This is a genomic window from Alitiscatomonas sp. (assembly GCF_037242085.1).
Taxonomy (GTDB): domain Bacteria; phylum Bacillota; class Clostridia; order Lachnospirales; family Lachnospiraceae; genus Alitiscatomonas; species Alitiscatomonas aceti.
In genome coordinates, this window is the sequence record NZ_JAXXBR010000127.1 from 1 (window position 1) to 17,892 (window position 17,892).

General features: G+C 54.6%; 19 protein-coding genes, 2 tRNA genes and 1 riboswitch. Of the genes, 4 read left to right on the forward strand and 17 right to left on the reverse strand.

Features of this window, described 5'->3' with window-relative positions; all coding sequences use genetic code 11:
* Window positions 1-57: 57 nt before the first annotated feature.
* From WIH05_RS12765 to WIH05_RS12805, 9 genes are all read right to left on the reverse strand, one after another.
* Window positions 58-128, reverse strand: a tRNA-Gly gene (locus tag WIH05_RS12765).
* A 39-nt stretch (window positions 129-167) separates the two neighbouring features.
* Window positions 168-242, reverse strand: a tRNA-Pro gene (locus WIH05_RS12770).
* Window positions 243-370: 128 nt separating this feature from the next.
* Window positions 371-910 carry a metallophosphoesterase gene (locus WIH05_RS12775; protein WP_215654838.1) on the reverse strand — a complete coding sequence of 180 codons (540 nt, stop codon included), beginning with the start codon at window positions 908-910 and terminating at the stop codon, window positions 371-373.
* A gap of 5 nt (window positions 911-915) precedes the next feature.
* Window positions 916-1,527 (reverse strand): XTP/dITP diphosphatase, encoded by a 612-nt coding sequence (locus tag WIH05_RS12780; protein ID WP_022272139.1) that lies wholly within the window; start codon window positions 1,525-1,527, stop codon window positions 916-918.
* Window positions 1,528-1,562: 35 nt separating this feature from the next.
* Window positions 1,563-2,834, reverse strand: coding sequence for a lectin like domain-containing protein (locus WIH05_RS12785; RefSeq protein ID WP_337425471.1), 1,272 nt, complete (start codon window positions 2,832-2,834; stop codon window positions 1,563-1,565).
* Between the two features lie 40 nt (window positions 2,835-2,874).
* Window positions 2,875-4,038: a class I SAM-dependent RNA methyltransferase gene (locus tag WIH05_RS12790; protein WP_022273515.1), complete on the reverse strand. Its 1,164-nt coding sequence runs from the start codon at window positions 4,036-4,038 to the stop codon at window positions 2,875-2,877.
* Window positions 4,039-4,178: 140 nt separating this feature from the next.
* Complete coding sequence (locus tag WIH05_RS12795; RefSeq protein ID WP_022273514.1) at window positions 4,179-4,538, reverse strand: rhodanese-like domain-containing protein; 360 nt, start codon at window positions 4,536-4,538, stop codon at window positions 4,179-4,181.
* Between the two features lie 158 nt (window positions 4,539-4,696).
* Window positions 4,697-4,891, reverse strand: coding sequence for a hypothetical protein (locus tag WIH05_RS12800; RefSeq protein WP_022273513.1), 195 nt, complete (start codon window positions 4,889-4,891; stop codon window positions 4,697-4,699).
* Between the two features lie 62 nt (window positions 4,892-4,953).
* Window positions 4,954-6,306 (reverse strand): MATE family efflux transporter, encoded by a 1,353-nt coding sequence (locus WIH05_RS12805; protein ID WP_022273512.1) that lies wholly within the window; start codon window positions 6,304-6,306, stop codon window positions 4,954-4,956.
* Window positions 6,307-6,484: 178 nt separating this feature from the next.
* Window positions 6,485-6,583: riboswitch (THF riboswitch) on the forward strand.
* 63 nt (window positions 6,584-6,646) lie between these two features.
* Here WIH05_RS12805 and WIH05_RS12810 point away from each other — a divergent pair.
* Window positions 6,647-7,213 carry a folate family ECF transporter S component gene (locus tag WIH05_RS12810; protein ID WP_022273511.1) on the forward strand — a complete coding sequence of 189 codons (567 nt, stop codon included), beginning with the start codon at window positions 6,647-6,649 and terminating at the stop codon, window positions 7,211-7,213.
* A 154-nt stretch (window positions 7,214-7,367) separates the two neighbouring features.
* Here WIH05_RS12810 and WIH05_RS12815 read toward each other — a convergent pair whose 3' ends face one another.
* From WIH05_RS12815 to WIH05_RS12825, 3 genes are all read right to left on the reverse strand, one after another.
* A complete protein-coding gene (locus WIH05_RS12815) occupies window positions 7,368-8,192 on the reverse strand; it encodes a C40 family peptidase (protein ID WP_022273510.1) in 825 nt (274 codons plus the stop codon).
* 136 nt (window positions 8,193-8,328) lie between these two features.
* Window positions 8,329-8,793 (reverse strand): DUF1700 domain-containing protein, encoded by a 465-nt coding sequence (locus tag WIH05_RS12820; RefSeq protein ID WP_022273509.1) that lies wholly within the window; start codon window positions 8,791-8,793, stop codon window positions 8,329-8,331.
* Between the two features lie 31 nt (window positions 8,794-8,824).
* Entirely contained in the window at window positions 8,825-10,762 is a 1,938-nt protein-coding gene (locus tag WIH05_RS12825) for a fructose-bisphosphatase class III (RefSeq protein ID WP_022273508.1), read from the reverse strand.
* A gap of 149 nt (window positions 10,763-10,911) precedes the next feature.
* Between WIH05_RS12825 and WIH05_RS12830 the strand changes: the two genes are divergently transcribed.
* Window positions 10,912-11,721, forward strand: a complete 810-nt coding sequence (locus WIH05_RS12830) for an MBL fold metallo-hydrolase (RefSeq protein ID WP_022273507.1) — start codon at window positions 10,912-10,914, stop codon at window positions 11,719-11,721.
* An 18-nt stretch (window positions 11,722-11,739) separates the two neighbouring features.
* Here the strand turns inward: WIH05_RS12830 and WIH05_RS12835 are convergent, their stop codons facing one another.
* Window positions 11,740-12,117, reverse strand: a complete 378-nt coding sequence (locus WIH05_RS12835; RefSeq protein ID WP_022273506.1) for a desulfoferrodoxin family protein — start codon at window positions 12,115-12,117, stop codon at window positions 11,740-11,742.
* A 226-nt stretch (window positions 12,118-12,343) separates the two neighbouring features.
* Here WIH05_RS12835 and aroQ point away from each other — a divergent pair, with 226 nt between their 5' ends.
* Both aroQ and WIH05_RS12845 read left to right on the forward strand, forming a co-directional pair.
* Complete coding sequence (aroQ, locus tag WIH05_RS12840) at window positions 12,344-12,796, forward strand: type II 3-dehydroquinate dehydratase (protein WP_022273505.1); 453 nt, start codon at window positions 12,344-12,346, stop codon at window positions 12,794-12,796.
* A 39-nt stretch (window positions 12,797-12,835) separates the two neighbouring features.
* Window positions 12,836-13,975 (forward strand): DUF4317 domain-containing protein, encoded by a 1,140-nt coding sequence (locus tag WIH05_RS12845; protein WP_022273504.1) that lies wholly within the window; start codon window positions 12,836-12,838, stop codon window positions 13,973-13,975.
* Here the strand turns inward: WIH05_RS12845 and pyk are convergent.
* The 4 genes from pyk to WIH05_RS12865 form a co-directional block, all read right to left on the reverse strand.
* Complete coding sequence (gene pyk, locus WIH05_RS12850; protein WP_337425472.1) at window positions 13,972-14,973, reverse strand: pyruvate kinase; 1,002 nt, start codon at window positions 14,971-14,973, stop codon at window positions 13,972-13,974. The genes WIH05_RS12845 and pyk overlap by 4 nt on opposite strands.
* 90 nt (window positions 14,974-15,063) lie before the next feature.
* Window positions 15,064-15,282: a helix-turn-helix transcriptional regulator gene (locus WIH05_RS12855; protein ID WP_022273503.1), complete on the reverse strand. Its 219-nt coding sequence runs from the start codon at window positions 15,280-15,282 to the stop codon at window positions 15,064-15,066.
* A 16-nt stretch (window positions 15,283-15,298) separates the two neighbouring features.
* Window positions 15,299-15,904, reverse strand: coding sequence for a helix-turn-helix transcriptional regulator (locus tag WIH05_RS12860; RefSeq protein WP_022273502.1), 606 nt, complete (start codon window positions 15,902-15,904; stop codon window positions 15,299-15,301).
* A 283-nt stretch (window positions 15,905-16,187) separates the two neighbouring features.
* Window positions 16,188-17,588, reverse strand: coding sequence for a hypothetical protein (locus WIH05_RS12865; protein ID WP_022273501.1), 1,401 nt, complete (start codon window positions 17,586-17,588; stop codon window positions 16,188-16,190).
* Window positions 17,589-17,892 lie beyond the last annotated feature (304 nt).

The window sequence follows — 17,892 nt, forward strand, 5'->3', positions numbered from 1 at the left end:
CCCCGACCCACGGCTTAGAAGGCCGTTGCTCTATCCAGCTGAGCTACAGACTCATCAAGCGGGTGATGGGAATCGAACCCACGTATCCAGCTTGGAAGGCTGGTGTTCTACCATTGAACTACACCCGCATATTCTCTTGCGAACCGTTGAAAGACTTTGGAAAACCATCGGGGTGACAGGATTCGAACCTGCGACCTCCTGGTCCCAAACCAGGCGCTCTAGCCAAGCTGAGCCACACCCCGCTTTTAAGACGCCCTTTCGTTTGCCTTACGCTCTCGGAACGCAAGTGATATTATAGCTGATGAAACCGTTTTTGTCAACTGTTTTTCATGAATTTTTTTAGGAGATTTTTATATTTCTTCGAAAACGCTTATCCCCAGATCCCCATCTGCTCCAGCTCCTGGTTCCGGTCCTCATCCTCCAGATAACAGATGGTAAAATGGGCCTCTCCCTGGCGGTCCAGCTCCATGAGCATATAGGACGGCTTCCTTCCCTCCTGACGCGGGTAGGAAAGGCTTCCAGGATTCAGGACCACCAGGCCGTCCCGGCAGTATTCCAGATGCGGCTTGTGGGTATGGCCGTACATGACGATATCCACCTTCCTTGCCCTGGCTTCATCCTTGATCCCCTCGGTCCCCAGGGATACGCCGTACATATGTCCATGGGTCAGGAGCGCCCGGTATCTCCCGATGGAGATCTCCTTTTCCCGGTCACAGAAGGAAAAGAAATCGTTGTTTCCCCGGACCACATGGATCACGCAGACATCATTATCGACCCACTCTCTGAAATATGACTCACTGCCCTCGGTGTCTCCCAGATGGATCAGCATATCGATGGGCCCGGTCTTTTCCAGCACCCGCCTGAAATTCCCATCTCTCCGGTGCGTATCGCTGACGATCAGAATCCTCATACCGCTCATGACCTCTGCTCCGCAAATTCCTTTTCCAGCAGCTCCTTCATGGCCCGGAGAGCCTTTCCCCGGTGGCTGATGGCGTTTTTCTCTTCCATGGTGATCTCTGCCGACGTTTTTCCGTATTCCGGCAGCATTAAGATCGGATCATATCCGAAACCGCCTGCCCCGGCTGGTTCATAGGCGATGCGGCCTTCCATGGTCCCGCGGGTCGTAAGGACCCTGCCGTCCGGCAGCGCCGCCGCAATGACACATACGAACCTGGCGGTCCTTTTTTCCTCCGGAACCTCTGCCAGACGATGGATCAGGTTCCAGTTTTTGATCTCATAGGAGGTCTTTTCTCCCATATATCTGGCAGAATATACGCCCGGCTCTCCGCCCAGGGCGTCCACCTCCAGGCCCGAATCGTCGGCCAGGACAATGCCGCCGGCCTCCTCCCAGACTGCCTTTGCCTTTATGACCGCATTGGCCTCAAAGGTATCCCCGTCCTCCACAATGTCCGCCTGGATGCCGGCCTCCCTCATGGAAAGGATCTCCGTCCCCAGGCCTTTTAAGATTTCGCGGATCTCCCGCATTTTTCCCTGATTGGAAGTTGCAAATATGATTCTGTGTTCCATAGCTCTCCTGCCTTTACTTTGTTCCATGGCTCCGGTCATGCTCCGTTCCCATACGTCTTCAGACACACGTTGCAGGCCTCCCTTTCCTCTGCCCGCATCCATTGTGTCCCATCAGGACTAATATACCCTTCCCCGTCGGTAATGTCAACATTTCCCCACCGGCCTCCGCCGTTATATTCAATGGCCACCGGCTGCTCCGTTCCCGGTGACCGGATCCACAGCGCCACGGCAAACCGGCTTCCTGCCTTTACCTCCACCGGCGCTTCAAAGGGGATCGTATAAAACCCGGCCTCCCCAAGCCGGCCGGACGCCAGCAGGGGCATCCGATCCCCTCCCAGCCCGGAAAGGATCTCTCGAGGCTCCATGTCCCCGGGAACTGCCGCGCCATACAGCGCATACTCCGTATCCGGGACCATGGCATAAAATCCGGCGGCCTCCACGGTTCCTTTTTCTTCTGCCTCATACACGTTGGCGCACCACGCCTCTTCCTTCCCATAGCCCAGCTGGCCGGTCCAGCCGCACAGATCCGTCTGGAAGATATGGCTGTAATTCTCCGCACTCTCCACACCGGCATAAGAAATGTTGTGGCGGCCGATCTGGGTATCTTCATAGGAAACATAAAAAAATCCCTGCTCCCCAAAGCCCTCTCCCCAGCTATTGGCGCAGAGAAAGGCCCCGTCTCCTTCCGGCTGCGGGGAAAAAGCCTCCCTGGGAAAGGAATCATCCCATCCCACGATCACCACATCGTGATTGGCCTCGTGGGCTCCGTCATAAAAATATGCGCTCCGGTCTCTTCCGCCTTGCTCCGGCAGATACAGGGAGCTCTGAACGCCTCCCGTCTCATAAACGGCACGCTTGATGGCGTCATAGTCCTTTTCTCCCAGAAGCTTCACCGTCTGGACATGGCACACCGGAGAAAGCCCCTCCGGGGAAACATGGTCCCCGTAAGGATCATCGGCCTCCGCTGCCGGCCCCTGCCAGCTTAAAAGGTAAGCCCAGGAAAGGGAATAATCTCCGCCGGCCGCCGCTGCGAGCCCGGCGCTGTTTTTATGGATCATGTGGTCCGCTGATAACGGGATCCGTTCTTCCTCCTTCATGGAAGTCTCCAGGGCCGTTACCGACGCAAACGCCCAGCAGGTGTTCTGGTCCCCCTGATCCCGGATCCATGGCCCGGCGCCGTCCTCCCGCAGATCGTACCGGGCCGGAAGGGGGAGCGGCTGCCGTTTTGCGGCCATGGATCCGCCCAGTCCAAGGGCCGCTGCCCCGGCCAGGACCCCCAGGGCCAGAACCGCCTTCCCGCGTCTCATTCTTCCCACCTCTTTCCTCACAAACCGGAGCCTCTGATCTTTACCCGTTCTGCCTTCCCGGATTTCTGGACGGGGGCTTGGGACCCATGAACTGGTAAAAATACGTTTTCATCATACCATTATAGATCTTTCGGTTCTTATCCGCCTTCCGGCCGAAATACCGCTCCGTATCCTCATAGGCTGTGATGATATAGGCGGACCAGGAATCCAGGGCCGCAAACCGCTCGCCGATGGTCTTATAAAGCTCCGGCAGGTTCTTCTTATCCTCGATCCGTTCCCCGTAGGGCGGGTTTGTAATAAGGAAGCCGTATTTCTTCGGATGGCTCAGCTGGCTCACCGGCCTCTGCTGGAAATGGATCAGATGGTCCACTCCGGCTGCCGCCGCATTGGCCCTGGCCGCCCGGACGATCTCCCCGTCGATGTCATAGCCCTGGATATCCACAGAAATATCGTCCTTCACCAGATCATTGGCCTCGTCCATGGCCTCATACCAGCACTTCTTTGGGATCAGGTTCTTCCACTCTTCTGCCAGGAATTCCCGGTTCATGCCAGGCGCCATATTGGCCGCCATCATGGCCGCCTCAATGGGAAAGGTGCCGCTGCCGCAGAAGGGATCCACCAGGATCCGGTCCGGCTTCCACGGGGTCAGCATGAGCAGGGCCGCCGCCAGCGTCTCCGTAATGGGGGCTTTACTGGTCAGAGTCCGGTACCCCCGCTTGTGCAGGGAATCGCCGGAGGTATCCATGGCCACAGTCACCACATCCTTATAAAGGAACACCCGCAGAGGATAGCTGGCCCCATCCTCAGGGAACCAGGTGATACCGTAGGCCCCCTTCATCCGCTCCACCATGGCCTTTTTCATGATGGACTGGATATCTGACGGGCTGAACAGCCTGCTCTTAATGGAGGACGCCTTGGCCACCCAGAATTTTCCATCCCGGGGGATATACTGCTCCCAGGGGATGGCCCGGGTGCCCTGGAACAGCTCCTCAAAGGTCTCCGCCTTAAAGCTCCCTACCTTTAAAAGGATCCGCTCCGTGGTCCGTAAAAATATATTGGCGCGGCAGACGGCCTCTGCGTCTCCGATAAATGTAACACGGCCATCCTCCACCTGGCTCACCTCATAGCCCAGGTCCAGGATCTCCCGCTTCATAACTGCCTCCAGCCCGAAATGGCAGGGGGCGATCAATTCAAATCTTTCCATTCGGTACCTTCCTAACTGCTCAACTCTGTTGGTTTATACTTTTCTCCATTTTAAGGGCTTTCCTGGCCTCTGTCAAATGCTTTCTGCCCTGCGGCGGGGGCCGGCCCGGCCACGGCATCACGTCTTTGGGACCGGCGGGGTCACCGCGTCCCCCCGGGACCGTCTGTCAGATGGCGGCCCCGGTAGCAGGAAAGCCCTCCGTAAACATTGACCGCCTGGTATCCGGCCCCCGAAAGGAGCCTGGCCGCCTGCATCCCCCGGCCGCCGTGGGAACAGTAAACGATCACCGGCCGTTTCCTGGAAATACCCAGAAATTTTTCTGGATCTTCAAAAAAACCAGATTGTTCTGTTATTTTTAAAATCTGCTGCACCGGCAGGTTCACAGCTCCCGCCAGATGCCCCTCCCTGTATTCCTCCGGCTCCCGCACATCCGCCAGGGTAAAATCCCTGCCCTGGTCCAGCAGCGTTTCCAGCCTGTCTGCGGAAATATTCTGAAACATACGCGCCTCCGGCCTGTACCTTCTTATGATCAGTATACGCCCGTCCCGCCGGACATGTTCCATCCCCATAAAAGCCCCTATGGGATCCGGACAGAAAAAACGGCGGAAGGATCGCTCCCGCCGCCGCTTTTTTCATGACTTTTCATGCCGTCATGCCATCAGTCGTAATTTTTGCAGTCCTGGCTGCTGTTTCTGCCGGAATTTCTGCTGCTGTTCTGGCTTTTGTTCTGACTGTTATTCTGGCTTCTGTTCTGGCCATTGTTCTGGCTGTTATTCTGGCTTCTGTTCTGGCTGTTGTTTCCTGCGTTTTCATTTCTTGTGCTGTCGTCCATATCATAGCTGTTTCTTGACATTTGAAATACCTCCTAATGGGATTCAGTTGACTACACCCATAGTATGGCTCATCCGCAGAAAACTATTCGCCGAATGTTCGTTTTAATTTTTTTAAGCACTGGCCAAAGGCCGGCACAAGGAACAGATCCGCGCAGATCCAGGCCAGTGGGCTGGCAAAGCAGGCCGGAAGGAAGCCGAACACCGGCACCAGGCAGAAGCCCACAAAGGCCCTGGCGGCCATCTCACAGACCCCAGCCAGAATGGCAAAGGTACTGAATCCCATGCCCTGGATGGCGAACCGCACCACATTCACCAGGGTCAGGGGAATATAAAACATACTGTTGCAGATCAGGAAGGTGGAGATCTGCCGGATCAGCTCCGTTTCCGATGAATCCACGAAAAGCAGGGCCAGATACCGGCCGCAAAAAAACAGCGCCGCAAAGGCCGCCGCCGAATAGGCAAAGCCCATAAGACTGGCCTTCCGCACGCCTTCCCGCACCCGGTCCAGCTTTTTCGCCCCCACGTTCTGGCCGGCCCAGGTGGCCATGGTTCCGCCCAGGGCATCAAAGGGCGTACAGAAAAACATGCTGATCTTGCTGCCGGTGGATACGGCGGCCACAGCCATGGAGCCCAGGGAATTGACGGCAGCCTGTAAGATCACGCTGCCGATGGCCGTGATGGAATACTGGAGCCCCATGGGGATGCCCATGGCACAGAGCACCCGGATCATGTCTCTGTCGGGCTTTTTTTCGTCTCCCTCCATCCTGAGGACCGGGAATTTATGGATCATGTATGCCAGACACAGAACGGCAGAGATCCCCTGGGAGACCACCGTGGCCAGGGCCGGACCGCCTACGCCCATATGGAGCACCAGGATCGTGAAAAAGTCCAGGCCGATGTTTAACACCGAGGACAGAAGAAGGAAATACACCGGCGTCTTACTGTCGCCCAGGCTCCGGATGATCCCGGCCAGGAGATTATACATATAGGTAACGGGAATTCCCATGAAGATCACAAATATGTAATCATAAGCCCCCTGGATAATGTCCTCCGGCGTGTTCATCCAGCGGAGGATGTCCATGCAGAGGACGCCCACAGCCGCCGTCATCACCACCGCAAACACTGCCGCCAGATATCCGGCGTTGGCCACGAACTTCCGCATTCCCTTGTAGTCTCCGGCTCCGAATTTCTGGGCCACCGGGATGGCAAAGCCTGTGGCCGCACCGATGCAGAAGCCGTTGATCATGAAATTGATGGAGCCGGTGGAGCCCACGGCCGCCAGGGACGTGACCCCCAGGCACTGGCCCACCACCATGGTATCCACCATGTTGTAAAACTGCTGAAATAAAAGCCCCAGAAGCATGGGGAGGGCAAAGCCCAGGATCAGCCCAAACGGCGATCCCGATGTCAGATCCTTTCCGCTTTCTCTGCTCATACGTATCCTCCTCGTCCGTATCGTTCCTCACGTCATTTTTTAAATAATTCCCTATTATAAAACCAGTTTTTTTAAATGTACAGACCGGAAAATTGCCAAAATATCCCCCGGTTTCCCCTTCCATTTCGTGAAAAGATATGATAAGATGAGAACAGGACAAACGTCCGGAAAATAATTATGCAGAGTAGATAAATGCGCGTCAAGTGCCATGCCGGACGGGGAGTTGCCGGCGGGACGAAGGGCTATGCCCGCGGTGCATCTATCGCATCCCGCTGCACCAGAAGATAAGGATCCCATATCTCCTGCTGCGGTCAGAATTCTGCAAAGGAGGTATTTTTTTATGAAGAAACTACTTGCTTTGATTTCTGATTCCTACCATGAATTCAAACACGTAAGCACCATCACCACCTGCGCTATGTTTGGCGCCATGTCCATTGTCTTAAACCAGCTCGCCACCATCCGCGTAACTCCCAATTTAAAGATCGGCTTTGGCGCCCTGCCCAACGAGCTGGTGGATTATCTGTTCGGCCCTGTGGTGGGAAGCCTGTTCGGCGGCGGCATGGACATCATCAAATTCATGCTGAAGCCCGACGGCGGCTTTATGCCTGGCTTCACCTTCAACGCCATGCTGGCTGCCTTTATTTACGGTCTCTTCCTTTATAAGAAGCCCCTGAGCCTTAAACGTATGCTGGCTGCCAAGCTGGTGGTCGCAGTTCTCTGCAACATCCTCTTAGGCACCCTGTGGCTTTCTATGATCAATGGAAAGGGCTATCTGGCCCTTCTTCCCGCCCGGGCCGTGAAAAACCTGATCCAGTGGCCGGTGGACTCCCTGATCTTCGTCCTGGTGGCCAAGACCCTGGAGCAGGCCGGCGTATTCCGGCTGGTCCGCCGCCAGCATCAATCATAAAACAGGCTGTGCGGAGCTCTCATGGCCATCCCGGCAGCGCCAGGATCCCGTGAGCCCCGCCACAGCAAAACAGCCCGCAGACACTCACATCTGCGGGCTGTTTCTATATCCTTTTATCCTTTATCCATCTGCCCGGAAGGCTGGGAAATTTTCATTAATCACCGAGGACGTTGACGATCTTTGCCGGATTCCGGTAGGTCCATTCGGAAACGCAGATGCCTGTCCTCTCGTTGGAGGCATGTACCACCTGGCCGTTGCCGATATACAGGGCCACATGGTTGATGCGCTTTCCGCTGGCATAGAATACCAGATCGCCCGGACGGATCTCTGCTGCGCTGATCTCACGGCCCTGGACAGCCTGGGATCTGGAGGAGTGGGGAAGCTCCACACCGGCTGAATGGCGCAGTACATAAGAGGTGAATCCGGAGCAGTCTGCTCCTTTATTGGGATTGGTCCCGCCGTATACATAGCGGTTTCCCACAAACTGAAGACCGTATTCCACAACAGCCTGGCGTCGTTCTGCAGAAACACGGGCTGCGGTCTCCTCCGCAGTCTCCACAGGAACCACCGGGGCTTCCTCCGGAGCGTCCTCCAGGGTCTCTTCCTCATCCTCTGCTGCCGCAGTGTTCAGATAGCCCTCGAATTCTCCGGTGGAGATCTTTGCCCACTGACCGTCTACCATTTCCAGTACGTCGTATGTATCCCCGGCCTCAGCCTGTCCCACCACCTGGGACTCTGTATCCGGCTCCGAGTACACCTCTGTGTTCTCGTCTTCCACCTGGATCAGCATGGAAGCTCCGGCCTGGTCCTCCGTATCCTTCCGTCCGGCAATGATGATCTCCGGCTCCTCCGGGCCATCCACCGCATGAAGCAGAGGTCTGGGGGCCTCCTGGTCGGCCATGGCCCTTTCCGGCGCTGCCGCTGCCATCAGTGTACAGAAACAAAAAAGTCCGGCGGTCTTCAAAATCCTGTTTGTCATATAATCCCCAATCATTACTTTTTCTTTTTCGTTTATTACAAATTTGTTAAAACTTGTTACGAAAATGATTATATTTCCAAAACATGTTTTTGTCAACCGATCTGCCGGACTTAATAATTTTTTAATATTTTCCCGTCTACCTTCTCAGGCTCTTAATAAACCACCACACCAGCAGGAGCATCAGCACCGGTCCGGCAAACCGTACCAGCAGTGCGAAGATGCCCCCCAGGAGCCTGAATACCGCAGAGAATACAACAAAGACTGCCAGCATTAAAAGCAGCTTCCAGTACCATTTGCTCAGGTCAAAGTAGTGGACGTGCGAGGAGGTCTCCGACTGGCTTTCATATGTGCTGCCGGCGTCCTCAAAGGCTCCGTATCCGTCTCCCATGGCCTCTCCTGCCGCCTCACTGGAATCGATGATGGTCCTGGCCACGATCCTTGGCTCCCCGATCTCATCCACGATCTCATCCACAGTACGGCCCTTTGCCATCTCCTGGGAAATGTAAGAATTGTAATAATTTAAATTTTCCCGGATCACGGAGGCCGGTACCTCACCAGCCAGCGCTTCCTCCAGTCCTGCTAAAAATTCTTCCCTGCTCATTCAGTTCTCCTTGATGTTTGATTGATTCTGCTTACCCTAATTTTTCCTTCAGGATACCGCCGCGGTACGCCGCCATCAGCTCCTTCAGGTCCTCGATCTTGGCGGCCAGCTCTCTTCCGGTATCTGTATCCGCCACCATGATCCGCTTTTTCATTTTTTCAACGATGGTCACCTTGGGGGTGTTCTCATGCTTCGGATCAAAGGGCTTGTGCTCCGCCAGGGCCAGATGACGGGAATTGAAGATCAGCGTATAGCCGGCGATCCCTGTCTTTGGCTGGTAGGACTTGGCAAGGCCGCCGTCGATGACGAACAGCTTTCCGTTGCCCTTTATGGGGCTCTCCCCATCCTTCAGCTTCACCGGCACGTGGCCGTTGATAATGTGGGAGCCCTCCACCGGAAGCCCGAATTCCCTCAGTATTTTATCACAAAATTCCTCTTTTGTACTCAGTTTATAGTACGGATTCATATTTTCTTTGGCCGCGGCCTTATCCGCCACAAAATAACCCTCAAAGGTGGCCATATTATCCTTGCCGTAGACCGGAGACTTGGGTCCGCACCATAAATACCACATCAGATCCTTATACCATTCCTTGGATGTGTCGTCATCCGGAAGGAAGTAGGCCATCTTCACGGCATCCTCGATATAGTCTAGCATCCGCTTTCCGGAATAGATGATCCCGTTGAATTTGATCTCATCGAAATCACCATTTTCCTTCATAGGGATACAGCCGTGGTACAGAAGGTTGGAGTTGCAGCACTTATACATGGCCCCATGGGAGTACACAAAGCGGATGTGGCGCTGGAGGTTTACGCTGTGCTTAAAGGACATGCACAGATTGTGGATCAGCTCCTCCTCTTCCTTTGTGAGCTTTAAGGGATCCTTGGGATCCACCGTGGGAAGCTTCTTATCCGTCAGCGGATATTCCTTTCCCTTGATGGTAACGGTCCCCTTCTCAAAATTGATCCGGGTCAGATGGAGCCGGTCCTCCATGTTGTACTCCGGATGGCGTTTGATGATCTGGCCCTCTACCTTAAACTGGATCACAGCGATGGCCTTGTGCATCTTGGCCGCCAGCCCAGGATCCACTGCATCATAAATATTTTCATCCAGGATCTTCGGCATAAAGTGCTCGCAGGCGTCGTCCCGGTAGACTCTGGCTGCAAACATGGACAACGGACGCAGGTTGATTCCGTAGCCGTCCTCCAGAAGGTCGAAGCAGTTGTAGCGGATGGCGATCCGCAGGACGTTGCAGATGCAGGCCAGGTTGCCCGTGGCCGCCCCCATCCAGGAAATATCATGGTTGCCCCACTGGATATCCACATCGTGGAACTTCATCAGCTCTTCCATAATGATATCTGCTCTGGGTCCCCGGTCAAAGATATCGCCGATGATATGGAGATTGTCGATGGTCAGGTTCTGGATCAGGTTGCACAGCGCCTCGATAAACTCCGCGCCCATTTCGCTGTCGATGATGGAGCGGATGATCTCATCGTAGTATACCTTCTTATTTTCATCGCTGTAATCCACATGGATCAGCTCGTCGATGATATAAGCGAACGCCGGCGGCATTTTCTTACGCACCTTGGATCTGGTGTATTTGGACGACACCTCTTTACAGATGCATACCAGGCGGTAAATGGTGATCCTCTGCCAGTCCTCTGTAAACCGGTTTTCCCGCTTCGCCGCCCGCAGCCCCCGCTCCGGGTAGTAGATCAGGTTCGCCAGAGCGATCTCATCCTCGTCGGAGATCACATAGCCAAAGGTCTCGGAGATCTTTTCCCGGATGATGCCGGACGCGCTCCGAAGGAGATGGACAAAGGCCTCATATTCCCCATGCAGGTCACTGAAAAAATATTCCGTTCCCTTGGGAAGGCCGCGGATGGCCATCAGGTTGATGATCTCGCTGGACGCTGCCTGGACATTGGGATATTCCCTGGCCAGCAGCCTAAGGTACGCCAAATCTCTCATATTCAATTCCTCCCACAACACATTTCCGGCAGAGCCCCATTGAAACTTCCCCTGTTTTCCTACTTTTCCTCCGCCGGTGATTGCTTTTCCTTCCATTTTATAGTAACATATTCATATTTAAAAGACCAGACCAGAAAGGGGATTTTTTCATGGACCGGGAGCTTCTTTACGTTTTTGGAACCGGCAATGCGGCGGTGACCAACCTTTATAATACATGCTTTGCCCTTAGGGACAGCGACGAATATTTTATGGTAGACGCCGGCGGCGGAAACGGGATCTTAAAGATCCTGGACAATATGCAGGTGCCTGTCCACCGGATCCACCACATTTTTGTGACCCATGAGCATACGGACCACATCCTGGGCATCGTATGGATGATCCGGATGATCGCCACCGGGATGTTAAAGGACCAGTACCAGGGCGACGCCTATATCTACTGCCACGAGGACCTGGCGGATACCATCCGCACCCTGTGCCGCCTGACCATCCAGGAAAAGCATTTCCGTTTTCTGGACAGCCGGATCCACCTGGACCCCTTAAAGGACGGGGATCACCGGCAGATCTTAAGCTATGACGTGACCTTTTTCGATATCCACTCCACCAAGGCCCGGCAGTTTGGCTTCAGCCTCACCTTAAATAATGGGAAAAAGCTGACCTTCCTGGGAGACGAGCCCTATAACCCTGTATGCGAAAAATATGTACGGGACTGCGACTGGCTGCTCCATGAGGCCTTCTGCCTTTATGTGGAGCGGGATCTGTGGAAGCCCTATGAAAAGCACCACAGCACCGTCAAGGACGCCTGCGAACTGGCCCAGGCCATGCAGATCCCCAATCTGGTGCTGTGGCATACGGAAGACAGCAACGTCGCCGGACGCGAACGGCTGTATAAGAGCGAAGGGAAGAAATATTATGGCGGCAACATCTTTGTGCCGGACGACGAAAGCCTGATCGCCCTGTAACGGCAGACGGCTGCTTTCCTACTCCTGGGCCAGCTCCGCCTTCCAGAGCCCATGGCGGTTACAGTACTCATATACCGCCAGGGGCCGTTCTCCGTCACTCAGACGAAATTCCACCTGGGGCTGGTCTCCGGGCTTTAAGACCCGGAGGCTTCCTCCCCTGGTGGTCTCCAGATATACCCAGGTAATATAATGGTCCTCGTCCATGGGATGATCGTCTGCTCCCACCTTTGCCTGGACCACATCCTTTTTCACCTCCACCACCGGAAGGTGCTTTTCCAGGGCCGCGTCCGTGGTGTTGGCATGAAGCTTGTCATAGGTCCCGCAGCCCGCGTCCTCTTCCCCATAGATCACCAGGGCGATGCCGTGACAGTCGGGACATTGTAAAAATCTGCTCATCTTCGATCCCTCTCTTTCTTATAGGAACAGACCCGGCTCCAGAAGCCTCCGTTTTGCCGGATCCTCTCATATAGTTTCCTCCATCCAGAACGATTTTATCCCTTATACATGAAAGATCCATCCCACACGCAGGAGAAATTTATTCCCGCGCCGCTTGCAAACTGCCGGAAACCCATGTAAAATATTCGGTGCCGGGCACAGAAGATCCCGGCAGGAGGTACTGAAAATGAAAAAATTTATGCTGCTTCACGGCGTCAACCACAATATGTTCGGGAAAAGAAATCCCGAACAGTATGGGACCGTCACCTTAGATGAGATCAACGAAAACGTACAGAGGCTGGCCCGGGAGCTGGGCGTTTCCGTCACCTGCTTCCAGACCAACGACGAGGGAAAAATGGTGGATAAGATCCACGAGGCCTATACCGAGCATTATGACGGCGTCATGATCAACGCAGGAGCATGGACCCATTACAGCTATGGGATCTCCGACGCCCTGGAGATGCTGGAGTGTCCGCTGATCGAGCTCCACATGTCCAATATACATAAAAGGGAGGAGTTCCGCCACCATTCGGTGATCTCCCCCATCGCCACCGGCATCATCGTCGGCCTGGGAGCCGACGTATACACCCTTGGCCTGCGGGCCCTTGCGGACCGCACCCGGGAACCGGAGCAGAAATAACTGGCCGTGCCGCTGCCCGGCGGCAGAATGGAGATTATTATGAATAAACGCGAAATTTCAGAAATAAAGAAACAGTTCAAAAAAGACAACAACGCCATCACCCGCATCTGCGGCTGCTACGTGGACGCAGAAAAAAATATCAGAACGACTTTGAAAGAGGCCTTTTTTGCTCTCTCAGAGGAAGAGATCTTCAAATATTATGAGATCTTTAAAAAGACCCTTTCCGGGGGGATCGGAAAAAATCTCCACAACCTGGAATATTCCATCCGCGACGAGGGTGAAGACAGCGCCCATGCCCTGCTCATGAAGCTTAAGGAGGAAAAGCTGGCGGATGATGAAACTGTGGATTCCTTCTATAATAAAGTCATTGAAAACTACGACTACGGCGAAAACTATTACATCATACTGATCCACAGCGCCTACGATGTTCCGGGAAAGGCTTTGGACAATGAAGAGATGTTCGACGCCTCCGAGGAGGTCTATCACCATATCCTCTGCTGCATCTGCCCGGTGAAGCTGTCAGAGCCGGGGCTCTCCTACAATGAGGCCACCAACCTCATCGAAGAACGGCCCAGGGACTGGTGGGTGCAGCCGCCCATGACCGGCTTCCTGTTCCCTGCCTTCAACGACCGTTCCTCCGACATCCACAGCCTCCTGTATTTTTCCAAAAATCCCGAGGAGCTGCACACCGAATTCATCGACGCCTGCCTGGGCGCGCCGTCGCCCATTTCCTTCCGATCCCAGAAGGAGGCGTTCCAGGAGATCCTCTCCGATACCCTGGGGGATTCCTGCGACTACACCATTGTCCGCCAGATCCATGAAACCCTCACCGAGTTGGCGGAGGAGCACAAGGAGGACATGGAGCCCCTGGCCCTGACAAAGCCCCAGGTCCGTGACCTTCTGGAAAAAAGCGGTGTGGAGCCGGAGAAGCTGGAGCATTTCGATACCGTTTATAAGGAAGCTGCCGGAGAGGATACGTCCATTCTGGTACCGGCTATCACAGGGACCGGAAAATTTGCCGTGAAAACGCCGGACGTGGACATCAAGGTCAACCCAGACCGGCTGGACCTGGTGGAGACCCGTTTCATTGAGGGACGGCGCTGCCTGGTCATTGCCGTGGAAAACAACGTGGAAGTCAACGGAATGCCCGTAAAAATGTGGGAGGAGGCCCAGAACTAGGCCTCCTCCATATCCCTCAGCGCTTCCTCGCCCGTATTCACCAGATATTCCACCGCCTGGACCGGATAGCTTCCCGCCGCCGTTTCCCCTGTGAGCATCAGGGAGGAGGCGCCGTCCAGCACCGCATTATATATATCCAGGACCTCGGCCCTGGTTGGGACTGCCCGTTCATGCATGGAATCCAGCATCTGGGTCACCACCATGAACGGCTTTCCTTCTTCCCGGCATTCTCTTGCCAGCCTCTTCTGGACCCCGGGCAGCTTCCATAAAGGCATGGCGTTTCCCAGGTCCCCTCTGGCGATCACCACATGATCGCAGTACGGAAGCAGCTCCTTTATGGATTCCACTCCCTGCATGTTCTCGATCTTGGCAAAGACCTGGATCTCTCCAGCCCCGGCCTCCTTAAGAGCCTCCCGCAAAGCCAGAAGATCCTCTTTATTCCGCACAAAGGGCAGCATCACCCCGGTGATCCCATAGGAAACGGCTGCCCTTATATTTTTCCGGTCGCTTTCCGTCAGCGTGGGCATGGGAACAGCTTTCCCCTCAATGGCCAGGCTCTTCCCGGACTTTATGAGCCCGCCCCGGACCACCCGGGCCGTGATCCGGCATCCGCCGGCGGATGGTGCGGCTCCGGCTTCTGCCTCCAGCTCCACCTTCCCATCGTCAATGAGGATCCGGTCTCCCGGACACACATATGCCAGTGCTTCCTCCGGAACCGGAAGGCCTCCATCTCCAAGGACCAGCCAGCTGCCCTCTTCTGCCTGGATCTCCTCCTTAAACCTTCCCAGACGCAGCTCCGGGCCCCGGAGGTCCATGAGGATCTGTACCTGGGAATGAAGCTCCCTCCCGGCCTCCTGCACCATACGGATCCAATGTCCATTTTCCTCCAGATCCCCATGGGACAGATTGAGCCTCACGCCGGTCATCCCGGCTGCCAGCATCTCCTTTAACGTCTGCACACTGCCGCAGGCCGGCCCCAGCGTACCATAATACTCCATACAAAAACCTCCCGGATGTTTTTTTACTATCATACACCGGAATAACAAAAAAAGGAAGTCCCGCAGGCCGGTCCATGGGTCCAGAGCCTTCTACTCCTCTGTCCCGGGATCTTCCAGCACAACCTCCATCACATCCTCCACCCGGCATTCCAGCGCCCGGCAGAGCCGCTCAATGGTCTGGGTGGAAACGTTCATGTTCAGCTTCAGCCTGCGCATCTGTCCCGCGCTGATCCCATGATACCGGATCAGGCGATACTGGCTCATCCCCCTTTTCTCCATGGTCTCCCACAGGCGCGTATATCTGACCATCCCGCAGTCTCCTTACCTACTTGTTTCCCTCTCTGGAACCAGCCGGAGTCTTCCCAGCCATTTTTCCGCCAGTACGGTCTTCTGCCTTTCCGGCTGGCTTTTCTCCGGTGACTGCTGCGGTCTTCCCGGCTCCCTGGACTCCAGACCTGGATGCCAGTTTCCCAGACGCATTATCTCTGGTAGCTGCCGCGGCCTTTCCGGTTCCCTGGACTCCAGACCTGGATGCCGGCTTTCCAGACGTGTTATCTCTGGTAGCTGCTGCGGCCTTTCCGGTTCCCTGGACTCCGGATCTGGATCCTGGCTTTCCAGGCGCCTTATCTCCGGTGACGCCCTCCGCTTTTTCGGCATCCCTGGCCCCGGCTGCGGTCCTTCCAGCCGCCCTGCCTCCGGCATTGGACGGTTCCTTTCCGTCTGGTTCCTGGGGATCCAGGATCACCTCTACAATATCCTCCACAGGACACTGTAAAATATTGCAGAATACCTCCAGGGTATGGGTGGAAACATGCATATTCTTTTTCATCCGGCCGATCTGACCGGCGCTGATCTTATAATGGTTGATCAGCCGGTACTGGCTGATTCCCTTCTTCTCCATTGTTTTCCATAAACGTTCGTAACTTACCATGTTCATCCCCTCCTTTGTTTCTATTAAACCAGGATTACCCGAATTTGTATATTATCTATATTTTGATAATATAGCCGTCTGGATGATGGACAGAACGCCAGACCCACGCCCCGGTATTTCCTCCTCCGGACAGCTCATGGACCGCGGCCCCATATATAAAAGTATCTCTGATCCTCCCCATTTGATACAGAATGTCTTCAAAAACGATCCCGTCCCATAAAACGAAAAGAAGCCGTTTGCGCGCCTCATAACAGAGCTGCACAACCGGCTTCCTTCCAATCACTTATTCAAATACAACGCATCCGATCACGCTCTTCTGCAGATCGGTCACTCTTTCGATCTCCATAGCAACAGTGCTGTATTTCGCATCCATGCACTGCTCCACCAGAACCACTCCGTCACACTCCGGCAGCTTCTTTAAGGTTTCCGCATCCTGGAGCATATTTCCTCCGGCCATCACATGGATCCCGGCAAGTCCTGCCGCCAGTCTGTCTGTCACCTCGGACAGGACTGCCTCATCGGCGGTTCCTGTCACCAGGATGGTCTTCATGTTTTCCGCATAGTTCCGGATATTTGCGGTGATCAGCCCGTATCCTGTATCCGCATTTCCTTCCACCGCACGGCCTTCCATCCGGTTTAACCATGCGTCGATCTTACCTATGGGCTTTTTCCGGCGGATGGGCATGGTGCCCAGGATCTTAATGCGGTAACGGTTCTTTAACTCCTTGGCAGAATAAAGCTTATCGCTCATAAGGAAGGCCACGCAGATAAAGAACACCACCATAAAGCCGCCCAGAACGCCGCCCAGGACCGCATACTTGATCCCGCTCTTTAAGGCTGCCATTGCGGAGCTGGCTGCTTCTTTGGGCTCCTCCAGCTCGTCCAGAGTCTTCTGCTTCTCCTCCAGGCTGTTGTTCAAGCTGGTCAGCCGTTCGGTCTCCGCCCGCTGGGTATCCGCCAGAGTAAGATCCACCATGGCACTGACGCTGCTGTTGACCGTGTTCACCGTATGCTCGCCGATACCGGCCACCACCTGGCCGTGGAGCTCGTTCATGTGATCCAGCATCTCGTCCATGACCTTCTTGGCATCGCTCTTGGTCTTATGCTTCACATTGATGGTCAGAAGGTGGTTTAACTGACCGCCGTTGGTCCCGATGGTCACATTGACCAGTTCCTTTAAGTATCTGGGCTCCGTCCCCACACTCTTTGCCACATCCTCCATCACGGCGCTGCTGGTCAGAAGACCCTGGTACGCCTGGAGGATCGTATCCGTATAATCCTGGTTCTGGTAGACCATTCCCGGCATGATCTCATATCCGGTGGTCACATACATATCGATCCTGGATTCACATACATCATAGGGGCTCATATTGATCCAGATGGATTTATCCAGGTATTCCTGCTGGTTCGCGATGTCTGTCTTCAGATTCTCGATCTCGCGCTCCGCCGTCTCCTTATTCTTCTCGTAGAGATCCAGCTCCTCCTGGTATTTTTCCCTGGTCTCCTTGCTGACCTCAGGATCATTCTGCTGCCTGTATGTCATCGCACCCTTGGCCCCGCCAAGGACCACCGCCAGGACCACTGCCACAAGGATCACCGGCCTCCATTTATGGAGCACCGCAAACATCAGATCCTTCAGATCGATTTCCTGTTCATACTGCTCGTATGTAGAATTATTGTCCATTTTCCTTTCTCCTACGCTCTTACTCCCAGAGATTTCCCTAAAAACCGCCAGTATATTTATCATAACTTTTTTCCCTTTGTCTGTCAAGGATATGGGGGGATTTCCTATGGAATTTTATGGGGAATTCCAGGCAGATCATGCCGAAAAACAACGGGATTCCGATGCCCTGGGAAATTGGAGATATTATCCCGTTTCTTCATAATATACGCACAATGTATACGGTATTCATAAAAAAACGGGACTTCCGACAAGGACGATTATGGGAAGTAAAACGGGCTCTGGAGATCAGTTCCGGAGGGACAGC

Bases quoted from the DNA above. Each gene is read 5' to 3' on its own strand.
- WIH05_RS12865 (WP_022273501.1), bottom strand. From the start codon at position 17,588: ATGGACAATAATTCTACATACGAGCAGTATGAACAGGAAATCGATCTG.
- WIH05_RS12815 (WP_022273510.1), bottom strand. From the start codon at position 8,192: ATGACAAACAGGATTTTGAAGACCGCCGGACTTTTTTGTTTCTGTACA.
- WIH05_RS12775 (WP_215654838.1), bottom strand. From the start codon at position 910: ATGAGGATTCTGATCGTCAGCGATACGCACCGGAGAGATGGGAATTTC.
- WIH05_RS12785 (WP_337425471.1), bottom strand. From the start codon at position 2,834: ATGAGACGCGGGAAGGCGGTTCTGGCCCTGGGGGTCCTGGCCGGGGCA.
- WIH05_RS12830 (WP_022273507.1), top strand. From the start codon at position 10,912: ATGGACCGGGAGCTTCTTTACGTTTTTGGAACCGGCAATGCGGCGGTG.
- WIH05_RS12835 (WP_022273506.1), bottom strand. From the start codon at position 12,117: ATGAGCAGATTTTTACAATGTCCCGACTGTCACGGCATCGCCCTGGTG.
- WIH05_RS12790 (WP_022273515.1), bottom strand. From the start codon at position 4,038: ATGGAAAGATTTGAATTGATCGCCCCCTGCCATTTCGGGCTGGAGGCA.
- WIH05_RS12825 (WP_022273508.1), bottom strand. From the start codon at position 10,762: ATGAGAGATTTGGCGTACCTTAGGCTGCTGGCCAGGGAATATCCCAAT.
- WIH05_RS12810 (WP_022273511.1), top strand. From the start codon at position 6,647: ATGAAGAAACTACTTGCTTTGATTTCTGATTCCTACCATGAATTCAAA.
- WIH05_RS12860 (WP_022273502.1), bottom strand. From the start codon at position 15,904: ATGGTAAGTTACGAACGTTTATGGAAAACAATGGAGAAGAAGGGAATC.
- WIH05_RS12805 (WP_022273512.1), bottom strand. From the start codon at position 6,306: ATGAGCAGAGAAAGCGGAAAGGATCTGACATCGGGATCGCCGTTTGGG.
- WIH05_RS12800 (WP_022273513.1), bottom strand. From the start codon at position 4,891: ATGTCAAGAAACAGCTATGATATGGACGACAGCACAAGAAATGAAAAC.
- WIH05_RS12795 (WP_022273514.1), bottom strand. From the start codon at position 4,538: ATGTTTCAGAATATTTCCGCAGACAGGCTGGAAACGCTGCTGGACCAG.
- WIH05_RS12780 (WP_022272139.1), bottom strand. From the start codon at position 1,527: ATGGAACACAGAATCATATTTGCAACTTCCAATCAGGGAAAAATGCGG.
- aroQ (WP_022273505.1), top strand. From the start codon at position 12,344: ATGAAAAAATTTATGCTGCTTCACGGCGTCAACCACAATATGTTCGGG.
- WIH05_RS12855 (WP_022273503.1), bottom strand. From the start codon at position 15,282: ATGGTCAGATATACGCGCCTGTGGGAGACCATGGAGAAAAGGGGGATG.
- WIH05_RS12820 (WP_022273509.1), bottom strand. From the start codon at position 8,793: ATGAGCAGGGAAGAATTTTTAGCAGGACTGGAGGAAGCGCTGGCTGGT.
- pyk (WP_337425472.1), bottom strand. From the start codon at position 14,973: ATGGAGTATTATGGTACGCTGGGGCCGGCCTGCGGCAGTGTGCAGACG.
- WIH05_RS12845 (WP_022273504.1), top strand. From the start codon at position 12,836: ATGAATAAACGCGAAATTTCAGAAATAAAGAAACAGTTCAAAAAAGAC.